The sequence below is a fragment of the Kaistella carnis genome (assembly GCF_003860585.1).
GTDB lineage: Bacteria > Bacteroidota > Bacteroidia > Flavobacteriales > Weeksellaceae > Kaistella > Kaistella carnis.
In genome coordinates, this window is the sequence record NZ_CP034159.1 from 884,039 (window position 1) to 904,983 (window position 20,945).

A 20,945-nucleotide genomic window follows, 5' to 3' on the forward strand; every position below is an offset into this window, starting at 1 on the left:
AATGCATTTCCGTAGAAATGCATTTTTAAATAATAATTAATTAAATAACATTTAAGATCTCAATTCTGCTGCAAACTCTTTTTGAAAGGTTTTAATCAATGAATTCATCACTTCTGCTATGTCTTTCTCTTCCAATGTTTTTTCTTCGTTCAACAATTCGAAACTCATGGCGTAGGATTTCTTTCCTTCCGGCAGATTTTTTCCTTCATAAACGTCGAACAGATTCACCGTCTTTAAATATTTTGATGGATTTTTCTTCGCTGCTGTATAAAGTTCTGCATAACTCACATTTTTATCCAGCAACAAGGCCAAATCTTTTCTCGTCTTATTAAATTTAGGGATGTCCTTGAACTTTATATTCGTTTTTGATCGTAAACTCTGACATATTTCCAGCTCAATTTCTGCATAGAAACATTCCTGGTCAATATCTGCATTTTTTAAAAGAGTCGGCGAAACTTTTCCTAATCGTGCTACTGTTTTTCCGTTTGCAGATAATTCAATAGCATCGGAAAAACGCTCATCTTCCAGATATTTCTCTTCAATCATTAATGGTAAAGTATCCAAAAGGATTTTCACATACGATTTTAAGCGGTAAAAGTCTGTACCGGATTTCGGCTGTAACCAGTTTTCAGCCTGATCTCTTCCCGAAACCAGAACAGCGAGCTGTTTTCTCTCCAGATATTTTTCTTTTTTATGATAAATTTTTCCCAGTTCAAAAAACTTGATATTCTGATTCTTTCTTTTGATATTATAATCTGCATTTTCCAAAAGTCCTTCTAACAAAGACTTTCTCATAAATGCCAAATCACCACTCAAAGGATTCAAGAGTTTCACCGCATCAGTTTCATCTTTTACAGAAGTTAGGGAGTTGTTCATGACCTCATTAAAACCATTGCTCTGTAAAGTTCTTGCCCAAGAATTCTCCAGAGCATCCTGATCATCAAAACTTAATTTAACCGGCGTGAAAGATATTTTCTGCGGATAATCAATTTTATTATATCCATAAATTCTTAAAATTTCTTCGACCACATCAATCTCCCGCGTTACATCTGCTCTATACGCAGGAACCGAGATTTCCAAACCGTTTTGTATTTCATTCAACACGGAAATTTCCAGGGCTTTTAAGATTTCCTTTATTTTTTCGTGATGAATTTTTGTACCTAAAATCTGTTCAATTTTAGAATATCTTAAGATGATATAGTGATCTTCAATTTTTGCAGGATAATGTTCCAATAGATCGCCAACCAATTTTCCTCCTGCGATTTCCTCGATCATTTTAATGGCGTGGGTTAAAGCAGTTTTGGTTAAGTTAGGATCTACTCCACGTTCGAAACGGAAAGATGCATCGGTATTCAAAGCGTGAAATTTCGCTCCTTTTCTTACGCCAACCGGATTAAAATAGGCACTTTCCAAAAATATTGTTTGGGTATTTTCCGACACTCCTGAATTTTGTCCACCAAAAACTCCGGCAATACACATCGGATTATTATCGCCATCTTTGATCATAATTTCCGAACCATTCAATGTACGTTCTACCCCATCTAAAGTAGTGAATTTTGTTCCCTTTTCATTCACACCAACTTTGACTTTTTTACCGCCAATTTTATCGGCATCAAAAGCATGAAGTGGCTGACCAAAGCCATGCAGAATGTAATTGGTGATGTCAACAATATTGTTAATAGGACTCAAACCAATGGCTTTCAGGCGGTTTTTCAACCAGTCGGGTGAAGTTTCCACCTTAACATTTTTAATAACTGCACCTAAGTATCTTGGACATAATTCTGAATTTTCTACTTCGATCTGAAAATCCGTTGTTCCTTCAATTGTTAAAGGTTTTGAAACCACTTTTTCGAAGGTCGTATTGAGTTGATTGGTGCTTAAGAAGGCATTTAAATCCCGTGCAACACCGTAATGTGACATGGCATCGGTCCTGTTTGGCGTCAATCCGATTTCATAAACCTGATCGTTGGTTAAATCAAAATAATCTGCAAAATTTTTCCCTACTTCATATTTTGAATCATCCAGAATCATAATGCCGCCGTGATCATCACTTAATCCCAATTCGTCTTCTGCGCAAATCATTCCCTGCGAAACTTCACCCCGAATTTTTGCTTCTTTGATCTCAAAAGAACTTCCGTCTTTGGTGTAAATTTTTGTTCCGACTACGGCAACCGGAACTATTTGTCCGGCCGCAACATTGGGTGCACCGCAAACAATATTTAAAACTTTACCGTTTCCTACATCAACAGAGGTCAGTTTTAATTTATCTGCATTTGGATGTTGCTCACACGTCAAGACTTTACCGACAACGATTCCTTCCAAACTGCCTTTCACGGATTCGAATGAATCAATCCCTTCCACTTCCAAACCGATATCCGTAAGATAATCACCGATTTTTTCAGTTTTAAGGTCCGTTTTAATATAGTCTTTAAGCCAGTTATTTGAGATTTTCATTGTAAAGAGATTTCTAAAAATTAGGGATCAGATTTCAATCGTTGATTAATTGAAATACGAAAGGTGCAAATATCGTGATTTTGAAGGTTAAAAAAAAATTGAGATTCAAAAAATTTTGAATCTCAATTAATATGTTTTGCTAGCTCTTTTAGCGTGTATTTTACATTCCGATAACCGGCATGGAAAGCATAAGGATTTTCTCTTCATCTTCCAATCCATCTACAGGTTCGATAATTCCCGGTCGGTTTGGCTGCGACATTTTCATGGTAATATCATCTGCAGAAAGAACGGATAACATTTCTGTTAAGAACTTCGAACTGAAACCGATATTGATGTCTTCTCCATTATAATCACACGGAATCTGCATATCTGCCTTATTAGCAAACTCAGTATCTTCTGCATGCAAATGCAAGATATTTCCAGATAATTTAAAACGAACTTGATTTGTCGATTTATTCGACATAATGGAAGCTCTTCTAATGGAGTTCAATAAAAGATTTCTATTGATGGTTAAAATATTCGGATTCTCTTTTGGAATTACTGCAGAGTAATTTGGATATTTTCCATCGATCAAACGGCAGATCCAAATATTATTGCCAAAAGTGAATTTCGCCATATTCTCATTGAATTCAATGGAAACTTCGTCGTTTGAAGAAGCCAGAATACTTTTGAAAATTGCAAGCGGTTTTTTCGGCATGATGAATTCTACAGGATCAGCATTAATCAAATCGGTTCTTTTATAAACCACCAATCGGTGTGAATCTGTGGAAACAAAATTCGTTTCATCCTCTTTAAACTGAAATAAAACTCCAGTCATTACAGGTCTTAATGAATCGTTACTTGTAGCAAACAAAGTATTGTTAAGGGCTTCAGATAAAATTCCGGCAGAAATAGTTACACTTTGTGCAGCATCAAATTCTGGAATTTCCGGGTAATCTTCAGCATGATCAAGAGCCACCGCGAAGTTGTCTTTCTCATCTAAAATTTCGAGTAATTTACCGTTTCCATCTTCCGCATCTTTTACAGAAAGCGTAAGCGGCTGTTCCCCGTATGTTTTTACAAATTCCTGAAATATTTTTGCAGGTACCGCAATTTTTCCTTCCGCATCAGATCTCACTTCCAGGGAAGTGATTAAAGTGGTTTCCCCATCCGAAGCGGTAATTTTTAGGATATCTTTTTCAATCTCAAACAAAAAGTTCTCAAGAATTGGCCGAGACTGGGAGTTAGAGATAACTCCACTCACCGTTTGCAGGGCTTTTTGTAATTCACTACTTGAAACAATAAATTTCATAAAACTCAATTATTATTAATTTCACAAATATATAAATTAAACCCCAAAAAATGCAAGATTTTAAGTGATAAAAAGTGTTTCCTGTAAAAAGTTACCAACATTAATCTGCGGTCTGCAAATTAATTTCTTTTAATCCACTGCGATCTAAATTCAGAGATAAACCCAAGTAAAGAAAGTGGATGTTTTTATTGCCCGACTCAGCAAATTCCCTCTGCCAAAGATACCCGGAAGAAATTGAAAAGATTTTATCAATTTGATAACTGAGTCCGCCAAAAACACGGTTGCGTGCAAACAAGGGTTCGTCGGTGGTTACAAAGAAAACTTCATCATAAGCATTGGCAGAAATAGTCCCGGGCTTCACTTTTTCAGCATTTAAAGGAACGGAGACATTTAATCGATACCGTAAGCGAATTCGATCCGAATGTTCATCTTTTGCAGGCGAGTAAAACCAACTCTTCTCGGCACGAACGCGGTTTTCAAATTTAAATTTCCCAGCTTTTACATCGTAAACATCCTGAAGCCAAACGCGAAATTCTTCCTTATCTAAAGAATGGTCTTTGTAATTCACATATCTGCCGATTCCAATCAAAGGTTTGTGTCGATCTGATATTTCATAGCCGATCCCACCTTTAATTTCGTAATAGTCTGGATAAGCAAAATCGTTGATTCCCCGCAACTGACCTTCCGCATACACAAAAGACTTCTGGTTGATGTGATAAGTCACATTTATAACATTATAGCTGGATATATTTTCCTTCTGTGCTGATAATTTAAGCAGTAAGAGAAAAGCGAAGAGTACGTAGAGGCGTTTTGACATTTCGCAAAATTAAAAAAAATTAACAATAAATTCATGCGGAATTAACGTTGTCAAATTTTTTTTCAAAAGAAATTAAAGTCAAACAACGAGCAGATTAACATGATCTGTTTTAGAATCGATTAAAGGCCGCTTTAAAAACAAAAAAAATGCAACACTTCGGTATTGCATCTTAAGAGGTACTCCTTATCTTTTTCTCATCAAATGTGTAATCAAATCATTCAAAAGTTTTTTCATGAGATTATTACTTATTTGTTACACAAATATTGTAAAAAAAACCTGAACATGCAATAATCTTAGCAAAATTTTCTCTCAAAAAATCCGTATTTTTGTAGGCTTTAAAATTTATAATGATTATACCTAACGATATTGATATTAAGAAACAGCTTTTTGTAAAAAATGCACACCTTAATAATCTCAAACATATTGACGTTCTTATTCCTAAAAACAAACTCATCGTCATCACGGGAGTTTCCGGAAGTGGAAAATCGTCTCTCGCTTTCGATACCATTTATGCTGAAGGACAGCGCCGCTACGTAGAAAGTTTAAGTTCTTACGCCAGACAGTTTTTGGGCAAATTAGAAAAGCCGAAAGTGGATGACATCAAAGGTTTGGCGCCCTCCATTGCCATTCAGCAAAAAGTAATATCCAGCAATCCCCGTTCTACCGTGGGAACTTCTACGGAAGTGTATGACTATTTAAAACTGTTGTTTGCTCGCGTAGGAAGAACTTTTTCTCCAGTTTCCGGAAATGAGGTAAAAAAAGATTCCGTAACCGATGTCATCAATTTTATTCAAAAGAATGAAAACCAGACCTTCCTTTTAAGAACGCCATTAACTTTCGAAGTTTCAAAATTTACAGAACAGGCAAACACTTTAAAACTCTCAGGTTTTACAAGATTGGAAGTAAACGGAAATGTTGCCGGTATAGAAGATTTGGAAAGTTTCGGATTCGTTCCTGAACCTGATATGGAAATTCAGCTCGTGATCGACCGTTTCAGTTATGAGGAGAATGAAAGTTTTCTGCAACGTTTAGCAGATTCTATTCAAATGGCTTTCTATGAGGGTCACGGATACTGTTCCCTGAAAAATGTAGAGACGGGAAAAATAACGGAATTCTCCAATAAGTTTGAACTGGATGGAATGGAATTCATGGAACCGAACGTCCATTTTTTCAGCTTTAATAATCCTTACGGAGCTTGTCCGGAATGTGAAGGTTACGGAAAAGTAATTGGAATAGATGAAGATCTGGTGATTCCCAATAAAAATTTATCGGTTTTTGAAGATGCCGTGGCAAGCTGGAAAGGCGAAAGCATGAGTGAATGGAAAAGAAATTTTATTAAAAAAGCCAAAGATTTCCCGATTCATAAACCCTATCATCAATTAACAAAAGATCAGAAAAATTATTTGTGGAAAGGCGATGAATCGAAAAGTTTTCCTTCCATTAATAATTTCTTTAAAATGCTGGAAGAGAATTTATACAAAATCCAGTATCGCGTCATGTTGTCCAGATATCGGGGCAAAACCTTGTGTCCATCTTGTGAAGGATTGCGTCTGCGTAAAGAAACAGAATGGGTAAAGATCGATGGCCACAATATTCAGTCGGTAATTGAGTTGCCTTTGGATGAATTTTTACCGTTAATAAAATCTTTGAAACTCAACAAACACGATGCAGAAATCGCCAAACGTTTGCTGTATGAAATTACGACACGCCTGGAATTTTTAACTAAAGTTGGGTTGGGATATTTAACCATTAACAGAACCTCGAATACGCTTTCCGGTGGGGAAAGTCAAAGAATTAATCTGGCGACGTCGCTTGGAAGTTCTTTGGTGGGATCGATCTACATTTTAGATGAACCTTCGATCGGGTTACATTCGCGAGATACTGAAAATTTAATTGAAGTTTTAAAAAGTCTGCGGGATTTAGGAAATACGGTCATCGTGGTTGAACATGATGAAGATGTAATGAAAGCGGCAGATTATATCATTGATATTGGTCCGGAAGCAGGATATCTTGGAGGAGAACTGGTTTTTGCCGGAAACTTTGTGGAGTTGGAAGATGCAGATACTTTAACTTCAAAATATCTGACAGGAAAACTGGAAATTGAAGTTCCAAAAAGCCGGAGAAAACCGAAAGAGTGGATTCATATCCAAGGTGCGCGTCAGAATAACTTAAAAAACATCGATGTTGATATTCCGCTGGAATGTTTGGTCGTCATTTCGGGAGTTTCAGGAAGTGGAAAATCTACTTTAATGAAAGAAATTCTGACGAATGATATTCAGATTCAACTCGGAATGGGTGGAAAAAAAGGCGATTATGACTCGGTTGATTTTCCGGCAAAACTCATTAAAAACATTGAGCTGATCGATCAGAATCCGATCGGTAAATCGTCGCGTTCAAACCCTGTCACTTATCTGAAAGCCTATGATGATATTCGGGATTTGTATTCAAAACAAAAATTGGCAAAAATGCAGGGATTAATGCCAAAACATTTCTCTTTTAATGTAGATGGTGGACGATGTGACGATTGTAAAGGTGAAGGCGTGATCACGGTTTCTATGCAGTTTATGGCGGACATTGAACTGGAATGTGAAACCTGCCATGGTACACGTTTTAAAAATGAAATTCTGGAAATTAAATTTGACGAAAAAAATATTTCCGACATTCTTCACATGACAGTTGATGAAGCTTTAACGTTCTTTAAAGAAAATCAGCAGGAGAAGATCGTGACCAAATTAAAACCTTTGCAGGAAGTTGGTTTGGGCTATCTGCAATTGGGACAAAGCTCCTCCACCCTTTCCGGCGGCGAGGCGCAAAGAGTGAAGCTGGCGTCCTTTTTAGTGAAAGGGGTGACAACAGATAAATCACTGTTTATTTTCGATGAGCCTTCTACGGGACTTCATTTTCATGATATTAATAAACTGTTGAAATCACTTCAGGCTTTAATTGAACTGGGACACTCTGTTATCGTTATTGAACACCAACCCGATATTATTAAAACCGCAGATTACATCATCGATATCGGACCGAAAGCCGGAAAATATGGTGGCGAAGTTGTTTTTGCAGGAACACCGGAAGATTTGGTAAAAAATAAAAAATCACATACGGGGAAATATTTAAAAGAGAAGTTGAAATAAAATTATTTTTTTGTTATAAATAATGAAAGCCAACTTCTCAAGAGTTGGCTTGATTTTTTAGAGTGATTGAAATTTCCCAGCTTTTCTATCGGGGATGTTATAAATTTGACTGCAATTTCAGCTTCATAGTTCAACGGATAGAACAAAAGTTTCCTAAACTTTAGATCCGGGTTCGATTCCCGGTGAGGCTACTAAAATAAGACAGATGAAAAAGTAAAAAGAATCAAGATTGACCTTGATTCTTTTTATTCTTAAACTTTTTTGGTGACTATTTCACTATGACTATTCTACTTCTTATCTACTACAATCCGATCCTTTCTATTGGCTAATTCCCAAGCTGTCGCAAAAACAAGTTGCGTTCTTTTTTGGAGCGCTTTGTAATCAATCCTATCAGGCGTATCAGTTGGTTTATGATAATCTTCGTGAATTCCATCAAAATAGAAAATGACAGGAACCCCATTTTTTGCAAAGTTGTAATGGTCTGATCGATAATATAATCGGTCTTTATCATTCGGATCATCATACTTATAATTGAGTTCTAAGTTTACCGTTTCTTTATTGGCCTGTTCGCTGATCTTCTTTAAATCGGTGCTCAACATTTCAGAACCAATGACGTACACATATTCTTTTCCACAATTTTCAGCATCGCATCTGCCAATCATATCGATATTTAAATCGGCAACGGTGTTTGCCATAGGAAATATGGGATTATCAGCATAATATTTAGAACCTAAAAGCCCATGCTCCTCGCCTGTTACATGTAAAAACAGAATCGAACGTTTCGGTCCGTGACCTGATTTTTTAGCCATCTGAAAAGCTTCCGCCATTTCGAGCAGCGCTACTGTTCCACTTCCGTCATCATCAGCACCATTATAAACTTCTCCGTTTTTGATTCCCACGTGATCATAATGTGCAGAAACTACAATAATCTCTTCAGGTTTTTCGGAACCTTCTACAAAAGCCAGAATATTTTCAGATTGCGGTAAATTTCCTCGTCTGCCTTTCATTGCTTCCGAAGGTACGGTTTGATAATAAGAGGTCATTGATTTTGGATGAGAAACTCCCATTTTTTGATATTGTTCGATCAGGTACCGACCGGCTTTTTTCTGTCCCTCACTGCCCGTATCCCGACCTTCCATATCATCCGCAGCGACAATGTAAAGATGGGTTTTCAATTCATCTGCAGTAATTGATTCCATTGATTTTTTGAATGGTGAACCAGAGTAAGAAAGGTTGGCAGCACAACTTTGTAAAAGGGCGAAAGCCAGTGGAAGTAGTAAATACCTAGCGTTTTTCATGCGTTTTAATTTTTATAATTTAAAGTTAAATATAGGAGTAATTTTTAAATCGGAGAATTTGCTTTTAGCAAGTGTAGTTTAAAACACGACAGAAGCACAGAATTACAGAATAATATTCCGATCATCGATGAATAAAATGGTAAAACTTACAAATGATATTAATTTCTTACAAAAAAATTCAAAGAAAAAAGATAATCTTTACTTCTATTTTTTTCGATACCTAAAATAGGAAATTAGAAGACAGATATTCACCAGCACCGCAAAAGCATTGGACAAAATAATGGGCAACTCCTCTTTGATAATGCCATACCAAACCCACAGAGATAATCCGAGGACTAAAAAAAGAATCATGAGAATCGACAAATCTTCTACGTCTTTATTTTTTAAAACTTTGATGAGTTGTGGCAACATCGCGACTGAGGTTATTCCTCCTGCGACAAGACCTAAAATATTTTCGTCCATTTTTTGATGTGATAATGACTTTAATTAAAGGAAATTTAAAAAATATTAAAATTAGAATAATAGAGAATTATTCCACCACATTTTGTTCTTTCAAGTGTTCGGGCAAAATTGAATGTTCCAGTTTTGGATTTTCATATTTATAAACACTCATGACGCCGGATTGCTCGTAATAGGCATGTTCAACTTCCGAAAGATACCGGATTCCCGCTTGTCTCAAAAGCATATAGACTTCATTTTCATCAATTTCGTCCACTGTAAAATTCTCGGTCATGAGCCTTCCCTTTTCCACGAGTTTTACAACTTTAGAATGCGTTACCATGCGGGCAGATTCATTTTTAATTCCGATATAAACGTAGAGTTTTTGAAAAGCAGCGATTAAAGTAATAACAGTTAGTGGTATTGCCAATGGAATTGAGGGATAAAAAGTAGCATCACCCACCGCGCTTCCCATCGCGATAATCAACAGAACATCTGCACTGCCCAAACTTCCTATGGCGCGTTTACCTATCCATCTGATAATCAGGATCGTATACGCCATAATAATGGTCACCCTGATAATGATCTCTAAGTAAATCAGTAAACTGAAATCTCCAAATAACAAATTTCCGAGATCAAATGTATATTCACTGCCGTCAATCATGATATTAACTTAGGATTAATAAAAAACGAATTGTATTTACAAATCTATCATTTATTCACTTAAAATTTTAATTTTTTTTATTTTTTACAGCAGATTTTTAGATTATTGAAAAAAAATATTTCAGACTCAGTTAAAGAGGAATAGCTGTCCATTTTTCTTTTATTTATAAAAGAAGTTGAACCGAATATCGTAAGGTAAATCAGCGATTATCATTATCTTTGTCCGAAGTTTTCAATTTAATTACCCACTATGTCTTTATCCCTTTTCAATCCATTTACTGATTTAATTTTCGACGAACAGTTCTGTTTTCTTACCGGCGATTTAACCACGGAGAAAATGACGGTCTATCCGGAATGGCTGATGGAGCATTTCAAATTTGGCAGCGACCGGATTGAGATGATGGATAAATCCAAATCTTACACCTATGCAGATCTTCAGCTGCCTTGTTCTGCACGCGTGAAAAAAGCCTTTGAAGAGCTGGAAGAAAAAATTCAGGAAGCCTATAAAAAAGGTTTTGAAGGAATGAAGTCCCTAGACGAACACCTGCTTTTCCTCTGGACGGGCAGAATGGTTTATGGAATGCTCTATTACGAAATGCGGTACGAAAGCGAACGCATGCTCCGAATGCGGGAACCTTTCAATCTATCACCACTATTGCGGGAACGTTTCGGGAATTTCCATCTCATGATGCAGTCAATCATAGAACCGATTTCTTTTGTGGGACAAAAACCCTGGAGTATTGCGGTATTCCCCTTAAAATATTCTGCTGATATCTTCAGTTACCGTGATGATACGGTAAATTTATTGTTTCAGTTTGGGGTAAATGGTTTTGGTTTAGTTGCGTGTTTGCAGGATAATGGAGTAATTGGCGACAAGCAAAAAGAAATTCTGGAAAAAATGGAAGGTCATGTTCTGCATCCCATTCAGTTTGAAGAGTTGTTTGCTCGTTTTCATTACTGCGATTATCTTTTACAGTACAAAGCGGAATATAAGATTGAAAACACCGACGCCGGAATTACCATCGAAGCGATTCCTATTACAGCAAAAGAAAACCGTCCGGTTTTCGGCTTCTGGGATGATGAAGTTTTCGCACAGTTGCTCACCAATTACTGGTCAGTTTACGGAATTCAAAGAGGCGATATCATTCAGTTTCAAAAACCCTTTTTAAGCTTTCTGGAAAATCCCTACACGAAGGATTTTGTTATACCGGAAGGAATCGATCTGCCTTTTTAGTATCATAAATTATTGGCGAAAAAACAACTTTCATCAGAAAAAATAATTCAAATCCTTTCAAAACACACCAAAATCTTAGCTGTAAAATCCGTTTAGGCGAATATGATATGTGTTAATTAAACCCATTTTCTATAGTCCGAGTTGATATTTTCGAAGCATCATTTTTAGCAATAAATGTTCATATAAAATGAAAATAAGTTCGAATGCTTCCTATTTCATCATCAAAATCTACTTTACATTAAAGATTTTTTAATTCTAATGCATCTCCTCTTCTACCATCTTATAAGGGGAAGCGATGATCACAAAAGTAAATACCATCGTCAAACTTTGTATTAATATTTCTTTCATCTGTTTTCCAAATGCTCTTTTTTAAAGTCCAGCAATAACTAAAGATGCGGTCGCCGATAAAAAACATTCAACGCAACTGATCAAAATAATTTCGTCCAGATTCGTTGAAAGTGGAATAATAATCTTCCCGTTTTTTACTTTTTTAACTTTCCGTTATTTATTCTATCGTAAAAATCAGAGGTCTCAATGAAAAAATGACCTAAAACAATTTTTTACAGATGCAAAAGAATTTATATGACTTTAGGATGCTGTTTTGAATCTGCAAAAACATTTACTTTATATAATTCTTAGATAAATGAGGAATTTTATCCACTTTTATAACTAACTTAGGATTCAATTTGTAGTTCCAATAATATCATTAAAATAAAAAACAATGGAAAAAAACAAAAAAGCTAAAGAAAAGCAAGACAAATCCGCCGTAGCATCTAATTTAAGAGATTTTTTCATCGATGGGTTAAAGGATATTTATTATGCAGAAAATGCTCTGGTAAAAACATTGCCAAAAATGTTCGAACAGGCAACTGATCAAAAATTAAAAACAGCCATCAAAGACCATTTGGCTCAAACAAAAGAGCAAGTTGTAAGATTAGAAAAAACATTCGAATCGATGGGTGAAAAAGCAGAAGCAAAACAATGTCACGCCATTGACGGTATCATTAAGGAAGGCGAAGAAATTATGAATGAAACGGCAGAAGGACCGGTTCGCGACGCAGGAATTATTGCAAGTGCTCAAAAAGTAGAGCATTATGAGATTGCAACTTACGGAACTTTAGCCGCGTTTGCGAAAACTCTAAATGAAAGAACAGCCTTAGATTTAATATTGAAAACTTTAGGCGAAGAAAAAAAATCGGATATGCTGTTGAGCTATATCGCCGATACCAATTTGAATTCGCAAGCTGTAGATGGAAAACTTCAGTCCAAAGATCTAAATGCAGTCTAAAACAATCCCAACACCGTAGAAATAGCCTTATGAAAATAAATGAAAGCGAACCGTTCGAGAACGGCGCAAATCCTAAACAAGAACAGCTGGGGAAATTTACCACCGATAATCAGGGTGAATTTATGACCACAGATCAAGGTTTAAAAATTAATGATGACCAGAATTCTCTAAAAACTGGCGAAAGAGGTGCAACCTTACTGGAAGATTTTATCCTGAGAGAAAAAATTACGCATTTTGATCATGAAAGAATTCCGGAAAGAATTGTTCATGCAAGAGGTTCCGGCGCTCATGGCGTTTTTGAACTGTACAAGTCAATGGAAAAATATACCAAAGCAAAATTCCTTAACAATACTTCGATTAAAACGCCCGTGTTTGTAAGATTCTCAACGGTGGCTGGTTTTAGAGGTTCTACCGATGTACCGCGGGATGTTCGGGGTTTTGCTGTTAAATTTTATACGCAGGAAGGAAACTACGATCTGGTAGGAAATAATATGCCTGTTTTTTTCATTCAGGATGCCACGAAATTTCCGGACTTAGTACATGCCGTAAAACCCGAACCCCATAATGAAATTCCACAAGCGGCATCTGCGCACGATACTTTCTGGGATTTTATTTCTTTGATGCCGGAAGCAATGCACAATGTGATGTGGCTCATGAGCGACCGTGCCATCCCAAGAAGTTTGAGAACGATGGAAGGTTTTGGAATTCATACTTTCAGATTCATTAATGACGAAGGAAAGTCGCATTTTGTAAAATTCCACTGGAAGCCAAAACAGGGAGTCCTCGGTTTAGCCTGGGATGAAGCACAAAGAATTGCCGGTAAAGACACTGATTTCCACCGAAGAGATTTATGGGAAGCCATTGATGAAGGACATTTCCCGGAGTGGGAATTGGGAGTACAGATCGTGCCTCAGGAAGATGAGCATAAATATCCGTTCGATCTTCTGGACCCAACAAAATTGATTCCGGAAGAAATGGTTCCTGTAGAAATCATTGGAAAAATGACTTTAAACAGAAATCCGGATAATTTCTTCGCAGAAACGGAGCAAGTCGCTTTTCATCCCGGACATTTAGTTCCCGGAATTGATTTTACAAATGACCCACTGCTTCAGGGAAGATTGTTTTCTTATACCGACACACAGATCTCTCGCTTAGGAGGTCCAAATTTCCATGAGATTCCAATCAATAAATCGATTCCTGAAGTCACCAATAATCAGCGTGATGGAATGCACAGAATGCAGATCAATAAAGGAAGAGTGGCATATAATCCCAATTCTATGGGCGGTGGATGTCCGTTCCAAGCCATGATCTCCGAAGGTGGATTCTCTTCTTTCGAGGAAAGAATTGATTCTAAGAAAATCAGACGAAGAAGCAAAAGTTTCTTTGATCATTTCAGTCAACCTGAATTATTCTACAAAAGCATGTCGGAAGATGAAAAAAGACATATTCAAAATGCCTTTGCTTTTGAATTAGGAAAGGTGAAAATCGTTCCGATCCGCCAGCGAATGGTGAATATGCTTTTAGAAATCGATAAAGAACTGGCTCAAATCGTGGGCGATAAATTAGGTTTAGTCCCTGAAAGATTACCACAGCCTATCACCGACAGCATTCCTGCGGATGGTGATTTAGAACGTTACCATTCCTTTAAAGAAAAACTTCCGATTCAGGATGCACCGTCTTTAACTATGTCTAAAAAATTACCCACCGACATTCAAGCAAGAAGAATTGCAATTTTGACTGCAGATGGTGTGGAAGATGAGGCGTTCACAAAAGTGAAAAAAAACTTGTGCGACCTGGGTGCAATGGTTGCTATTATCGCACCAAAACATGGGTTTGTTACTACAAAATCGGGTGATCAATATCCAGTTGATGAGAGTTTATTGACCGCTGCTTCCGTTGTCTTCGATGCCGTATATGTGCCCGGAGGTGACAGTGTGAAAATCCTGTGCGAGAATGCCGATGCGGTTCATTTTGTTGCAGAAGCCTTTAAACATTGTAAACCTATTGCTGTTAATAAGAACGGTAAAAATTTACTGGAAGAAGCCTTACCAAAATCTGCTCTAAAAAGTGAAGGTCTTTCTACGACGGGAAATTTAAATGATTTCGTCGCAGATATTAAACAACACCGCTTTTGGAAAAGGGAAAAAGGGAATTCGGTCCCTGCCTAAAAATTGTAAATTATAACTTTAAAAGAGCGGCTTCACAGCCGCTCTTTTTTATAAATTATTGGAAATATTAATTAAGTAAGTCGAAGCTCTATTTAAAATGTAATCCTAAATGATTTCGAGTTTTTATCTGTTTATTCTAATTGAAGTCAAAAATATATCTTGATTATTAAGTCTTTAAATCTTTTTTAAAAAAACGCTATTTATTTATCTGCAAAAACGATAAGCACGGAAGCAGAAAGAATACCTTGATGAAGAATAAAAAATGGAAGAAACATTTTATAATCCCTCAATATCTTTATATAGTTTCGTGATGGTTTCTATTTCTTCACCTACGTTTTTATGATCTACAATTTCAGAGATCCAGGATTCAACTAAAATTAAACTTGTTGCACTACACGCCTGCAATCCATAGGAATACGGTCGTAATCCATTCGTATGCGTGAAATTGATGTCGTAGAGAAAGTTGTTGGCTAAACCTTGACTGTTAATTGTTCTGTAACTTGAATCGATTTGTATGCCCGACAATTTGAAAGCGATATGATCATCCAGAATTTTCAGACCTTTCTTTTTATCTTCCGTTAGATTATCTTTATACTCCTTTTCATCAGCGAAATTTACCGTTGCCGCTTTTACAACCCCTAGTTTAACTAATGTCTGGAAGGGAAAATCCTTTAATTCTAATTTTTGACCTCCGCCGCAATTAACAAACAACTGGTAATCAACCTCTTCCTTATCTCCATTTTCATTCTCCAGAATTATTTTGGTAAAACCTTCGGAAAAAGCATCTTCAGGAAAATGGACGAATCCCGATTTTAATTCGATACAGTTTGCATCATAAAGAGCCAACAGTATTTCTGCAGACTGCAACGGCAAAGCAGCGATCACATTCATTAAAAAAGACATAATTTCTTTATGGAAAAATTGATGATCTTCCGCGGGTAAAAGTTCTGCATGATAATTTAAACTGTACATTAAATCATCAAGAGTCTCCATCCAGTAAATCGGAATGTTGTGAACGACCGAATTTCTTGCGGTAATCATTTCCTTCTTCATTCCTTCAAAAGAATCGACATATTCATGCTTCTCTGACATTAAAGAGACTAGATCTTTAAAAGTGAAATCCGGCTTTTTTAACTGATCAACGACGTGTGTTAAACGGTCTTTACTAAAAGCTTCAATTAAGGCAGGTCGACAAAGGCGATCAAAAAAGGTTTCAATTCTCATAAATCCCTCGTCATCGATAATATCCAGCAATTGAGACCGGCTGAAATGGCGATATATTTCTCTTATGGGTTCTTTCTGCTCATATTGCAAGTGCGGCAACCAACCTTCTGCGGAGTGTAAAACAATTTTAAAATTTGGATTTGAAGGATTCTTCTTAAAAATCAATTTCAAGTTTTCTTTTGCAAATATTCCGTGTCGGTGTGCCAAAGAGGTTACCACATCGAAAGCGCTTAAAGAAGCACCTAAGGTACCCACAGGAAAATCATACGTTTCTCCGGTTTTTGGAATTAATTTATGAATCGGCCAGGGCGAAGCGTAATATCCTGAAGCCGGGTGATCTTCATTGTTCCATTCATGACCGTTTGCAATGACGACTGTGGAAAACTGATGGCTGTCATTATTACAGTCTGTCACCGTTAATTTCCCGTCCTCTTCACGAATATCAGAGACTTCACAATTGGCTTTCTGTACAATTTTTATTCCTTTGGAATCAAGCAAAGAAACAATCTGTTTAAATTGTGCTACGAAATAATGACCCAAAGAAACGCGGCTGTAGACTTCAGAGTCATCAATCGGTAGATCAGTGATATTAAGTTTTTTCAGAAAATCTGCATCCTGTTTTCGAAGCCAGTTTCCAAAAGACTCCTGCAGGAGGGGAATCTCTTCTGAGGAGATGTTTGCAAGATTGTATATGTCGGTTGTTTTCGGATGATAAGGCATTCCCATTCCCAGAATATCTTCTTTCTCAAAGATGGTTATTTCTTTGATTTCAGACGCCAAAACATCAATATGTTCCCAAATATATTGAAGTAAATAAAGTCCCGTCGGTCCACTTCCTATGATGGCAATATTTGAGAAATTGGTTTTTGACTTTTGAATATTCATAATTGTTAAAGGTTATTATATCCTGTTTTTAAATCTATTTAATTTGACTTTTGGATATTGTAGTTCTTGAGTTAAAAATACGAAAACTTTAGATGGTAGAAATTTAATTAATTTTAAAATTCTTGATTTACTAAGCATGATATATTTTAAGCTTCAATATTATTAAAAAACAGATCATAACTAAGCACCAAAATTTGATTTTGATGCTTAAGTTTTTAAATGAAAATATTTATTTTATTTGTAATTTTGGGAAATATTTAATCTCAGATTTTCCTTATTAAAAACTTCTAATCTTAAATTGGTGCTGGAAAAGCGATGCCGTCTTTCATTAAAGTGTAGGCGAATCCCGGCACTTTCACAATATTCCCTGCCTGTAAAAGGTTTTTCCCGATATTCATCACCTAAGATCCGAACATCGATCTCATAAAGTCGCAAAATATCCTCCAAATCCTTCTCTGTAGTATAGGGAATAATTTCATCAACGAATTTGCAGCCGTGTAATTGAATATAACGCTCAACTACCGTTTGAGTTGGTTTATTTTTTTCCGGTCGGTCTATCGTAGGGTCAGTTTGTAAGCCAACAATTAAATAGTCACATTGTTGTTTTGCTTCTGCTAACATACGAATATGTCCCGCGTGTAGAAGATCAAAAGCACTAAATGTAATGCCTGTTTTTTTAGATGATTGTTCCATAACAATGTTTTTATTAAATTAATTTAACCAAAAGATCTTCAAAATAAAGTTGTTGATCTTTTAGTTCTTTGATATATTCCAAATGAGGAATTCGGTTGCCTTGCTCATCAAGATCAAAAATACCGCAATTGCTATATTCAGAAAGGTTGTCCCAGTTCGGTCGGTCCGTTACAGGATAAATACAAACTCCCCAAAACGGAATCCCTGCTTTTATGACCGACTGGCATTCCGCGGAAATTTCCTGGAGCCACTCTATGCGTCCCTCCCCAAAATGGCCCGTTTCTGAAATAAATATCGGCTTTTCATAGCGAAGGAAAGCGCCAAACAGTAACTTACTTAATGGAACTCTTGCGTTAAGAGCATCCGGCCAGTACACGGTTTCACCACCTTCGACCCACTGACAGTTCCAATAATAATTGACTCCCAGAATATCGAACAGATCATTACTTCCTCCCAATTCCGGACAGATCCTCCCGGAGATCATATCGGCAGCTTCAAATTGATATTCATTAATTTCAAAAATCTTTTCGTCTGAAACTTCTCCATTTTGATGAACTTTTATTAAAGGTTCAACCAAAATAATTAAAGCGGAGGGATCTTCTTCCCTGATGGCTTTGATTCCATAGATCGCCGCTTTGCAGAGATGATACTTTACATCCCAGCCACATTTTTCCAGGAAGGGAACTGTTCCTCTGACATCGCCGGAAAACCAGGATAAAAAGCTAATTTCATTGATCGGCACAATCATGAGACGTTGGGTAGAATGTTGTGTGTAAAATTTCACAAATTCTACGCACAACAAAGTAAAACGTTCACAGAATTTCGGATGCGTGGGACTCAGATCATCGGGATAACCAAAATGAATCAGATCCCAAATCTGCTGAATGCCCAACTTTTCTGCGATTTTGATCCTGTTTAATACTTCACTAAAATTATATATACCGGGACTGACTTCGACAGAACTCCAGCATATTCCTTCCCGTACTGAGTTGATACCAATATCGATCAGGAGCTTATAGTCCTCTTCTACTCTTAAATGATGCTGCGTGTTTTCTAAAAGATTAACGCGCTCGCCGGAGCGATTAATGTGATCGGCACATTCAAAACCTCCCAGGAAAAATGAACTAAATGGATTTTGCATGTTGGTGGTGTTTAGGCATTTTTAATTCTAAACTTTCAAAAAGATCTAAAGCATTTCTAAAAGCCTGATCCATGTTGAAATATTTGTAGTTAGCCAATCTTCCTACGAAATGAACATCGAGCAACTTATCGGCTTCTTTTTTATATTGAGCATAAATTACCTGGTTTTTTTCGTTCGGAACCGGATAATAAGGTTCCCCTTCATCAACCGTAAATTCCTTAACAATACTCGTAGTTGGTGATTTTTGATTTCCAAAGTGCTTATATTCCACAATTCTGGTGAAATCAACTTCTTTTCCGGGATAATTCACAACAGAATTCTCCTGAAAAAACTCCTGGTCAATCTCTTCCCGAACAAAATTAATGGAGCGATACTCTAATTTTTCAGTAAGATTTTTATTAAATTTAAAGAAGTGGTCGATAGGTCCGGTATAGAATAATTTCTCGTACCCGGATATCTGATCTTTAACCTCAAAATAGTCGGTATTAAGCAGGACAGTGATATTTGGATGATCTAAAATATTTTCAAACATTTTGGTATAGCCCCCTTTTGGCAAGGCCTGATGAACATCGGAAAAGTAACGGTCATCATAATTATCTCTTACGGGAATACGCTCTAAAACTGAAGCATGCAATTCTGCAGGATATTTATCCCACTGCTTTTTCGTATAATGTTTAAACATTTTATCGTATAAAACTTCACCTACTCTATTTAAAACTGCTTCCTCTCCATTTTTTGGTGGATTGTAAATAACTCTGTTCTTCGACAGCCATTCCTGCATTTCTTTTTCTTAAGAAATTTTTTCCTGAAATAAAGTATTAACGGTCGTAATGTTTACCGGAATCGGCACCAAATGTTCATCAACTTTCGCAATCACCTTATGCTCCCACGTATACCACTCGGCAAACTGATTCACATAATCCCACACGCCCTGGTCGTTGGTGTGAAATAAATGGGCTCCATATTTAGACGTTAGTATTCCATTTTTATCGTAATAATCGAAACAATTACCTGCGATATGGTCTCTCTTTTCTATGATCAGAACTCTTTTTCCTGCCGAAGCGTATCGTTCTGCCAGGACAGCACCGGAAATCCCGGCACCGATAATTAATATATCAAAATTGGTCATGCTATTACTTTTATGATTTGAGACATTTTCGAGGCTGTAATATCCCAGGAAGTCTGTTTTAAAATTTGATCATAGTGTTGTTCGTAGCCGCTTTTAGGCTCGTTAACTGCTTTGTAGAAATCATTTTCATCTTCAATTAAATTGATACAGTCACTGTAATCGCGCACGACATCTTTAATTTTTGTAGAAATGATCGGTTTCCCCGCGCACATGTATTCTAAAGTCTTGGTGGGACTGATAAATTTGGTTAAATCATTTAAGGCAAACGGCATCATGGCGAAATCAAACTCATTAAGATAGGTTGGAAGCTGTTCGTAGGTCTTCATTCCCAGATAAAAAATATTCTTCGCTTTGGGCAGATCCTCTTCTTCAATTTTGCAAATGGGGCCAATCATCACGAAAGAAACTTCGGGCATTTTTAAGGCGCTCATTTCCAGCAGATCGAGATCAATACGTTCATCAATTACGCCATAATATCCCACAATAGGTTTTGGGATGGATTGGATATCCAACAGAAGTTCATCCTTTTTCCCATTTCTTTCAAAATGATCCTGATCGACAGAACTTGGAAAGCAATGCACATTATGATGTTTTTCTCTTTTTGCTTCATAAAGAGACTTGCCACCTGTATAAACTACATCGGCGGCTGCTAATAAAGATTGCTCCTGCTCGATTAATTGATGTGAAGCACCTTTAAAAAGGGAAAGTTCATCCATACAGTCATAAACGATCGCTCCGAAATCCAGATAATTTAATACATCTATAAATGCGGCGGAGTAAAACCAACCGACCTGGAAAACTTGGGCTTTTAAAATTTTCTTCAGAAAACTTCCCAGTTCTTGTATATGGTCAATCGTCGGCTGCAAAACGTGGATGGATTCACTGACCTCCAAACCTTGTAATTCACTGTGGTCTCTCTTTCCGATCGGTTCTTCTACTACCAATATTTTAAAATCTTCAGACATCCTGCTAATGAGATGCTGTGGGCGTTGGTACACGAAATCCCAGCGCAAATGACAGAATACGATCATATCATAGTGCGAGTGAAAATCTGTATTTTTTAGTAATTTCATATGTTAATTATTTTG

16 protein-coding genes and 1 tRNA gene are annotated in these 20,945 nt (G+C 36.7%); 5 read left to right on the plus strand and 12 right to left on the minus strand.

Features of this window, described 5'->3' with window-relative positions:
* Positions 1–51: 51 nt before the first annotated feature.
* The 3 genes from pheT to EIB73_RS03985 all read right to left on the minus strand — a co-directional run bounded on the left by pheT (position 52) and on the right by EIB73_RS03985 (position 4,562).
* On the minus strand, positions 52–2,454 hold the full coding sequence (gene pheT, locus EIB73_RS03975; RefSeq protein ID WP_125022845.1) for a phenylalanine--tRNA ligase subunit beta: 2,403 nt from the start codon (positions 2,452–2,454) through the stop codon (positions 52–54).
* Between the two features lie 160 nt (positions 2,455–2,614).
* Complete coding sequence (gene dnaN / locus EIB73_RS03980; protein WP_125022847.1) at positions 2,615–3,745, minus strand: DNA polymerase III subunit beta; 1,131 nt, start codon at positions 3,743–3,745, stop codon at positions 2,615–2,617.
* A 100-nt stretch (positions 3,746–3,845) separates the two neighbouring features.
* Positions 3,846–4,562, minus strand: a complete 717-nt coding sequence (locus EIB73_RS03985) for a DUF2490 domain-containing protein (protein WP_125022849.1) — start codon at positions 4,560–4,562, stop codon at positions 3,846–3,848.
* Between the two features lie 347 nt (positions 4,563–4,909).
* On the opposite strand from EIB73_RS03985, the gene uvrA reads away from it, so the two are divergent.
* A complete protein-coding gene (gene uvrA / locus EIB73_RS03990) occupies positions 4,910–7,696 on the plus strand; it encodes an excinuclease ABC subunit UvrA (protein WP_125022851.1) in 2,787 nt (928 codons plus the stop codon).
* A gap of 119 nt (positions 7,697–7,815) precedes the next feature.
* A tRNA-Arg gene (locus tag EIB73_RS03995) sits at positions 7,816–7,887 on the plus strand.
* Positions 7,888–7,983: 96 nt separating this feature from the next.
* Here EIB73_RS03995 and EIB73_RS04000 read toward each other — a convergent pair.
* The 3 genes from EIB73_RS04000 to EIB73_RS04010 form a co-directional block, all read right to left on the minus strand.
* Positions 7,984–8,994, minus strand: coding sequence for a M28 family metallopeptidase (locus EIB73_RS04000; protein WP_125022853.1), 1,011 nt, complete (start codon positions 8,992–8,994; stop codon positions 7,984–7,986).
* 204 nt (positions 8,995–9,198) lie between these two features.
* On the minus strand, positions 9,199–9,456 hold the full coding sequence (locus tag EIB73_RS04005) for a SemiSWEET transporter (RefSeq protein ID WP_125022855.1): 258 nt from the start codon (positions 9,454–9,456) through the stop codon (positions 9,199–9,201).
* A gap of 67 nt (positions 9,457–9,523) precedes the next feature.
* Positions 9,524–10,096 (minus strand): DUF421 domain-containing protein, encoded by a 573-nt coding sequence (locus EIB73_RS04010; protein WP_125022858.1) that lies wholly within the window; start codon positions 10,094–10,096, stop codon positions 9,524–9,526.
* Positions 10,097–10,345: 249 nt separating this feature from the next.
* Between EIB73_RS04010 and EIB73_RS04015 the strand changes: the two genes are divergently transcribed.
* From EIB73_RS04015 to EIB73_RS04025, 3 genes are all read left to right on the plus strand, one after another.
* Positions 10,346–11,329, plus strand: a complete 984-nt coding sequence (locus EIB73_RS04015) for a hypothetical protein (protein WP_125022860.1) — start codon at positions 10,346–10,348, stop codon at positions 11,327–11,329.
* A 721-nt stretch (positions 11,330–12,050) separates the two neighbouring features.
* Positions 12,051–12,617: a YciE/YciF ferroxidase family protein gene (locus EIB73_RS04020; protein WP_125022861.1), complete on the plus strand. Its 567-nt coding sequence runs from the start codon at positions 12,051–12,053 to the stop codon at positions 12,615–12,617.
* 29 nt (positions 12,618–12,646) lie between these two features.
* Positions 12,647–14,785, plus strand: a complete 2,139-nt coding sequence (locus EIB73_RS04025) for a catalase (RefSeq protein WP_125022862.1) — start codon at positions 12,647–12,649, stop codon at positions 14,783–14,785.
* 276 nt (positions 14,786–15,061) lie between these two features.
* On the opposite strand, the gene EIB73_RS04030 is transcribed toward EIB73_RS04025, so the two are convergent.
* From EIB73_RS04030 to EIB73_RS04050, 6 genes are all read right to left on the minus strand, one after another.
* Positions 15,062–16,894 carry an FAD/NAD(P)-binding protein gene (locus EIB73_RS04030; protein ID WP_125022864.1) on the minus strand — a complete coding sequence of 611 codons (1,833 nt, stop codon included), beginning with the start codon at positions 16,892–16,894 and terminating at the stop codon, positions 15,062–15,064.
* Positions 16,895–17,128: 234 nt separating this feature from the next.
* Positions 17,129–17,587 (minus strand): adenylyltransferase/cytidyltransferase family protein, encoded by a 459-nt coding sequence (locus tag EIB73_RS04035; RefSeq protein WP_125022866.1) that lies wholly within the window; start codon positions 17,585–17,587, stop codon positions 17,129–17,131.
* A 13-nt stretch (positions 17,588–17,600) separates the two neighbouring features.
* The gene (locus tag EIB73_RS04040; RefSeq protein ID WP_125022868.1) at positions 17,601–18,728 is read right to left on the minus strand and encodes a hypothetical protein; all 1,128 of its coding nucleotides are present in this window, start codon (positions 18,726–18,728) and stop codon (positions 17,601–17,603) included.
* Entirely contained in the window at positions 18,712–19,509 is a 798-nt protein-coding gene (locus tag EIB73_RS04045; protein ID WP_228411276.1) for a UDP-galactopyranose mutase, read from the minus strand. The genes EIB73_RS04040 and EIB73_RS04045 overlap by 17 nt, the downstream gene beginning before the upstream one ends.
* Before the next feature lie 9 nt (positions 19,510–19,518).
* Positions 19,519–19,857 carry an NAD(P)-binding protein gene (locus tag EIB73_RS15145; protein WP_228411277.1) on the minus strand — a complete coding sequence of 113 codons (339 nt, stop codon included), beginning with the start codon at positions 19,855–19,857 and terminating at the stop codon, positions 19,519–19,521.
* Positions 19,854–20,930 (minus strand): glycosyltransferase, encoded by a 1,077-nt coding sequence (locus EIB73_RS04050; RefSeq protein ID WP_125022870.1) that lies wholly within the window; start codon positions 20,928–20,930, stop codon positions 19,854–19,856. Before EIB73_RS04050 ends, EIB73_RS15145 begins: the two co-directional genes overlap by 4 nt.
* Positions 20,931–20,945 lie beyond the last annotated feature (15 nt).

What these genes read in the sequence shown, in the direction of transcription:
- EIB73_RS04005 (WP_125022855.1), bottom strand. Translation starts at nt 9,456, where the DNA reads ATGGACGAAAATATTTTAGGTCTTGTCGCAGGAGGAATAACCTCAGTC.
- EIB73_RS04045 (WP_228411276.1), bottom strand. Translation starts at nt 19,509, where the DNA reads ATGCAGGAATGGCTGTCGAAGAACAGAGTTATTTACAATCCACCAAAA.
- uvrA (WP_125022851.1), top strand. Translation starts at nt 4,910, where the DNA reads ATGATTATACCTAACGATATTGATATTAAGAAACAGCTTTTTGTAAAA.
- pheT (WP_125022845.1), bottom strand. Translation starts at nt 2,454, where the DNA reads ATGAAAATCTCAAATAACTGGCTTAAAGACTATATTAAAACGGACCTT.
- EIB73_RS04015 (WP_125022860.1), top strand. Translation starts at nt 10,346, where the DNA reads ATGTCTTTATCCCTTTTCAATCCATTTACTGATTTAATTTTCGACGAA.
- EIB73_RS04010 (WP_125022858.1), bottom strand. Translation starts at nt 10,096, where the DNA reads ATGATTGACGGCAGTGAATATACATTTGATCTCGGAAATTTGTTATTT.
- EIB73_RS04035 (WP_125022866.1), bottom strand. Translation starts at nt 17,587, where the DNA reads ATGGAACAATCATCTAAAAAAACAGGCATTACATTTAGTGCTTTTGAT.
- EIB73_RS03985 (WP_125022849.1), bottom strand. Translation starts at nt 4,562, where the DNA reads ATGTCAAAACGCCTCTACGTACTCTTCGCTTTTCTCTTACTGCTTAAA.
- EIB73_RS04020 (WP_125022861.1), top strand. Translation starts at nt 12,051, where the DNA reads ATGGAAAAAAACAAAAAAGCTAAAGAAAAGCAAGACAAATCCGCCGTA.
- EIB73_RS04025 (WP_125022862.1), top strand. Translation starts at nt 12,647, where the DNA reads ATGAAAATAAATGAAAGCGAACCGTTCGAGAACGGCGCAAATCCTAAA.
- dnaN (WP_125022847.1), bottom strand. Translation starts at nt 3,745, where the DNA reads ATGAAATTTATTGTTTCAAGTAGTGAATTACAAAAAGCCCTGCAAACG.
- EIB73_RS04030 (WP_125022864.1), bottom strand. Translation starts at nt 16,894, where the DNA reads ATGAATATTCAAAAGTCAAAAACCAATTTCTCAAATATTGCCATCATA.
- EIB73_RS04000 (WP_125022853.1), bottom strand. Translation starts at nt 8,994, where the DNA reads ATGAAAAACGCTAGGTATTTACTACTTCCACTGGCTTTCGCCCTTTTA.
- EIB73_RS04050 (WP_125022870.1), bottom strand. Translation starts at nt 20,930, where the DNA reads ATGAAATTACTAAAAAATACAGATTTTCACTCGCACTATGATATGATC.
- EIB73_RS15145 (WP_228411277.1), bottom strand. Translation starts at nt 19,857, where the DNA reads ATGACCAATTTTGATATATTAATTATCGGTGCCGGGATTTCCGGTGCT.
- EIB73_RS04040 (WP_125022868.1), bottom strand. Translation starts at nt 18,728, where the DNA reads ATGCAAAATCCATTTAGTTCATTTTTCCTGGGAGGTTTTGAATGTGCC.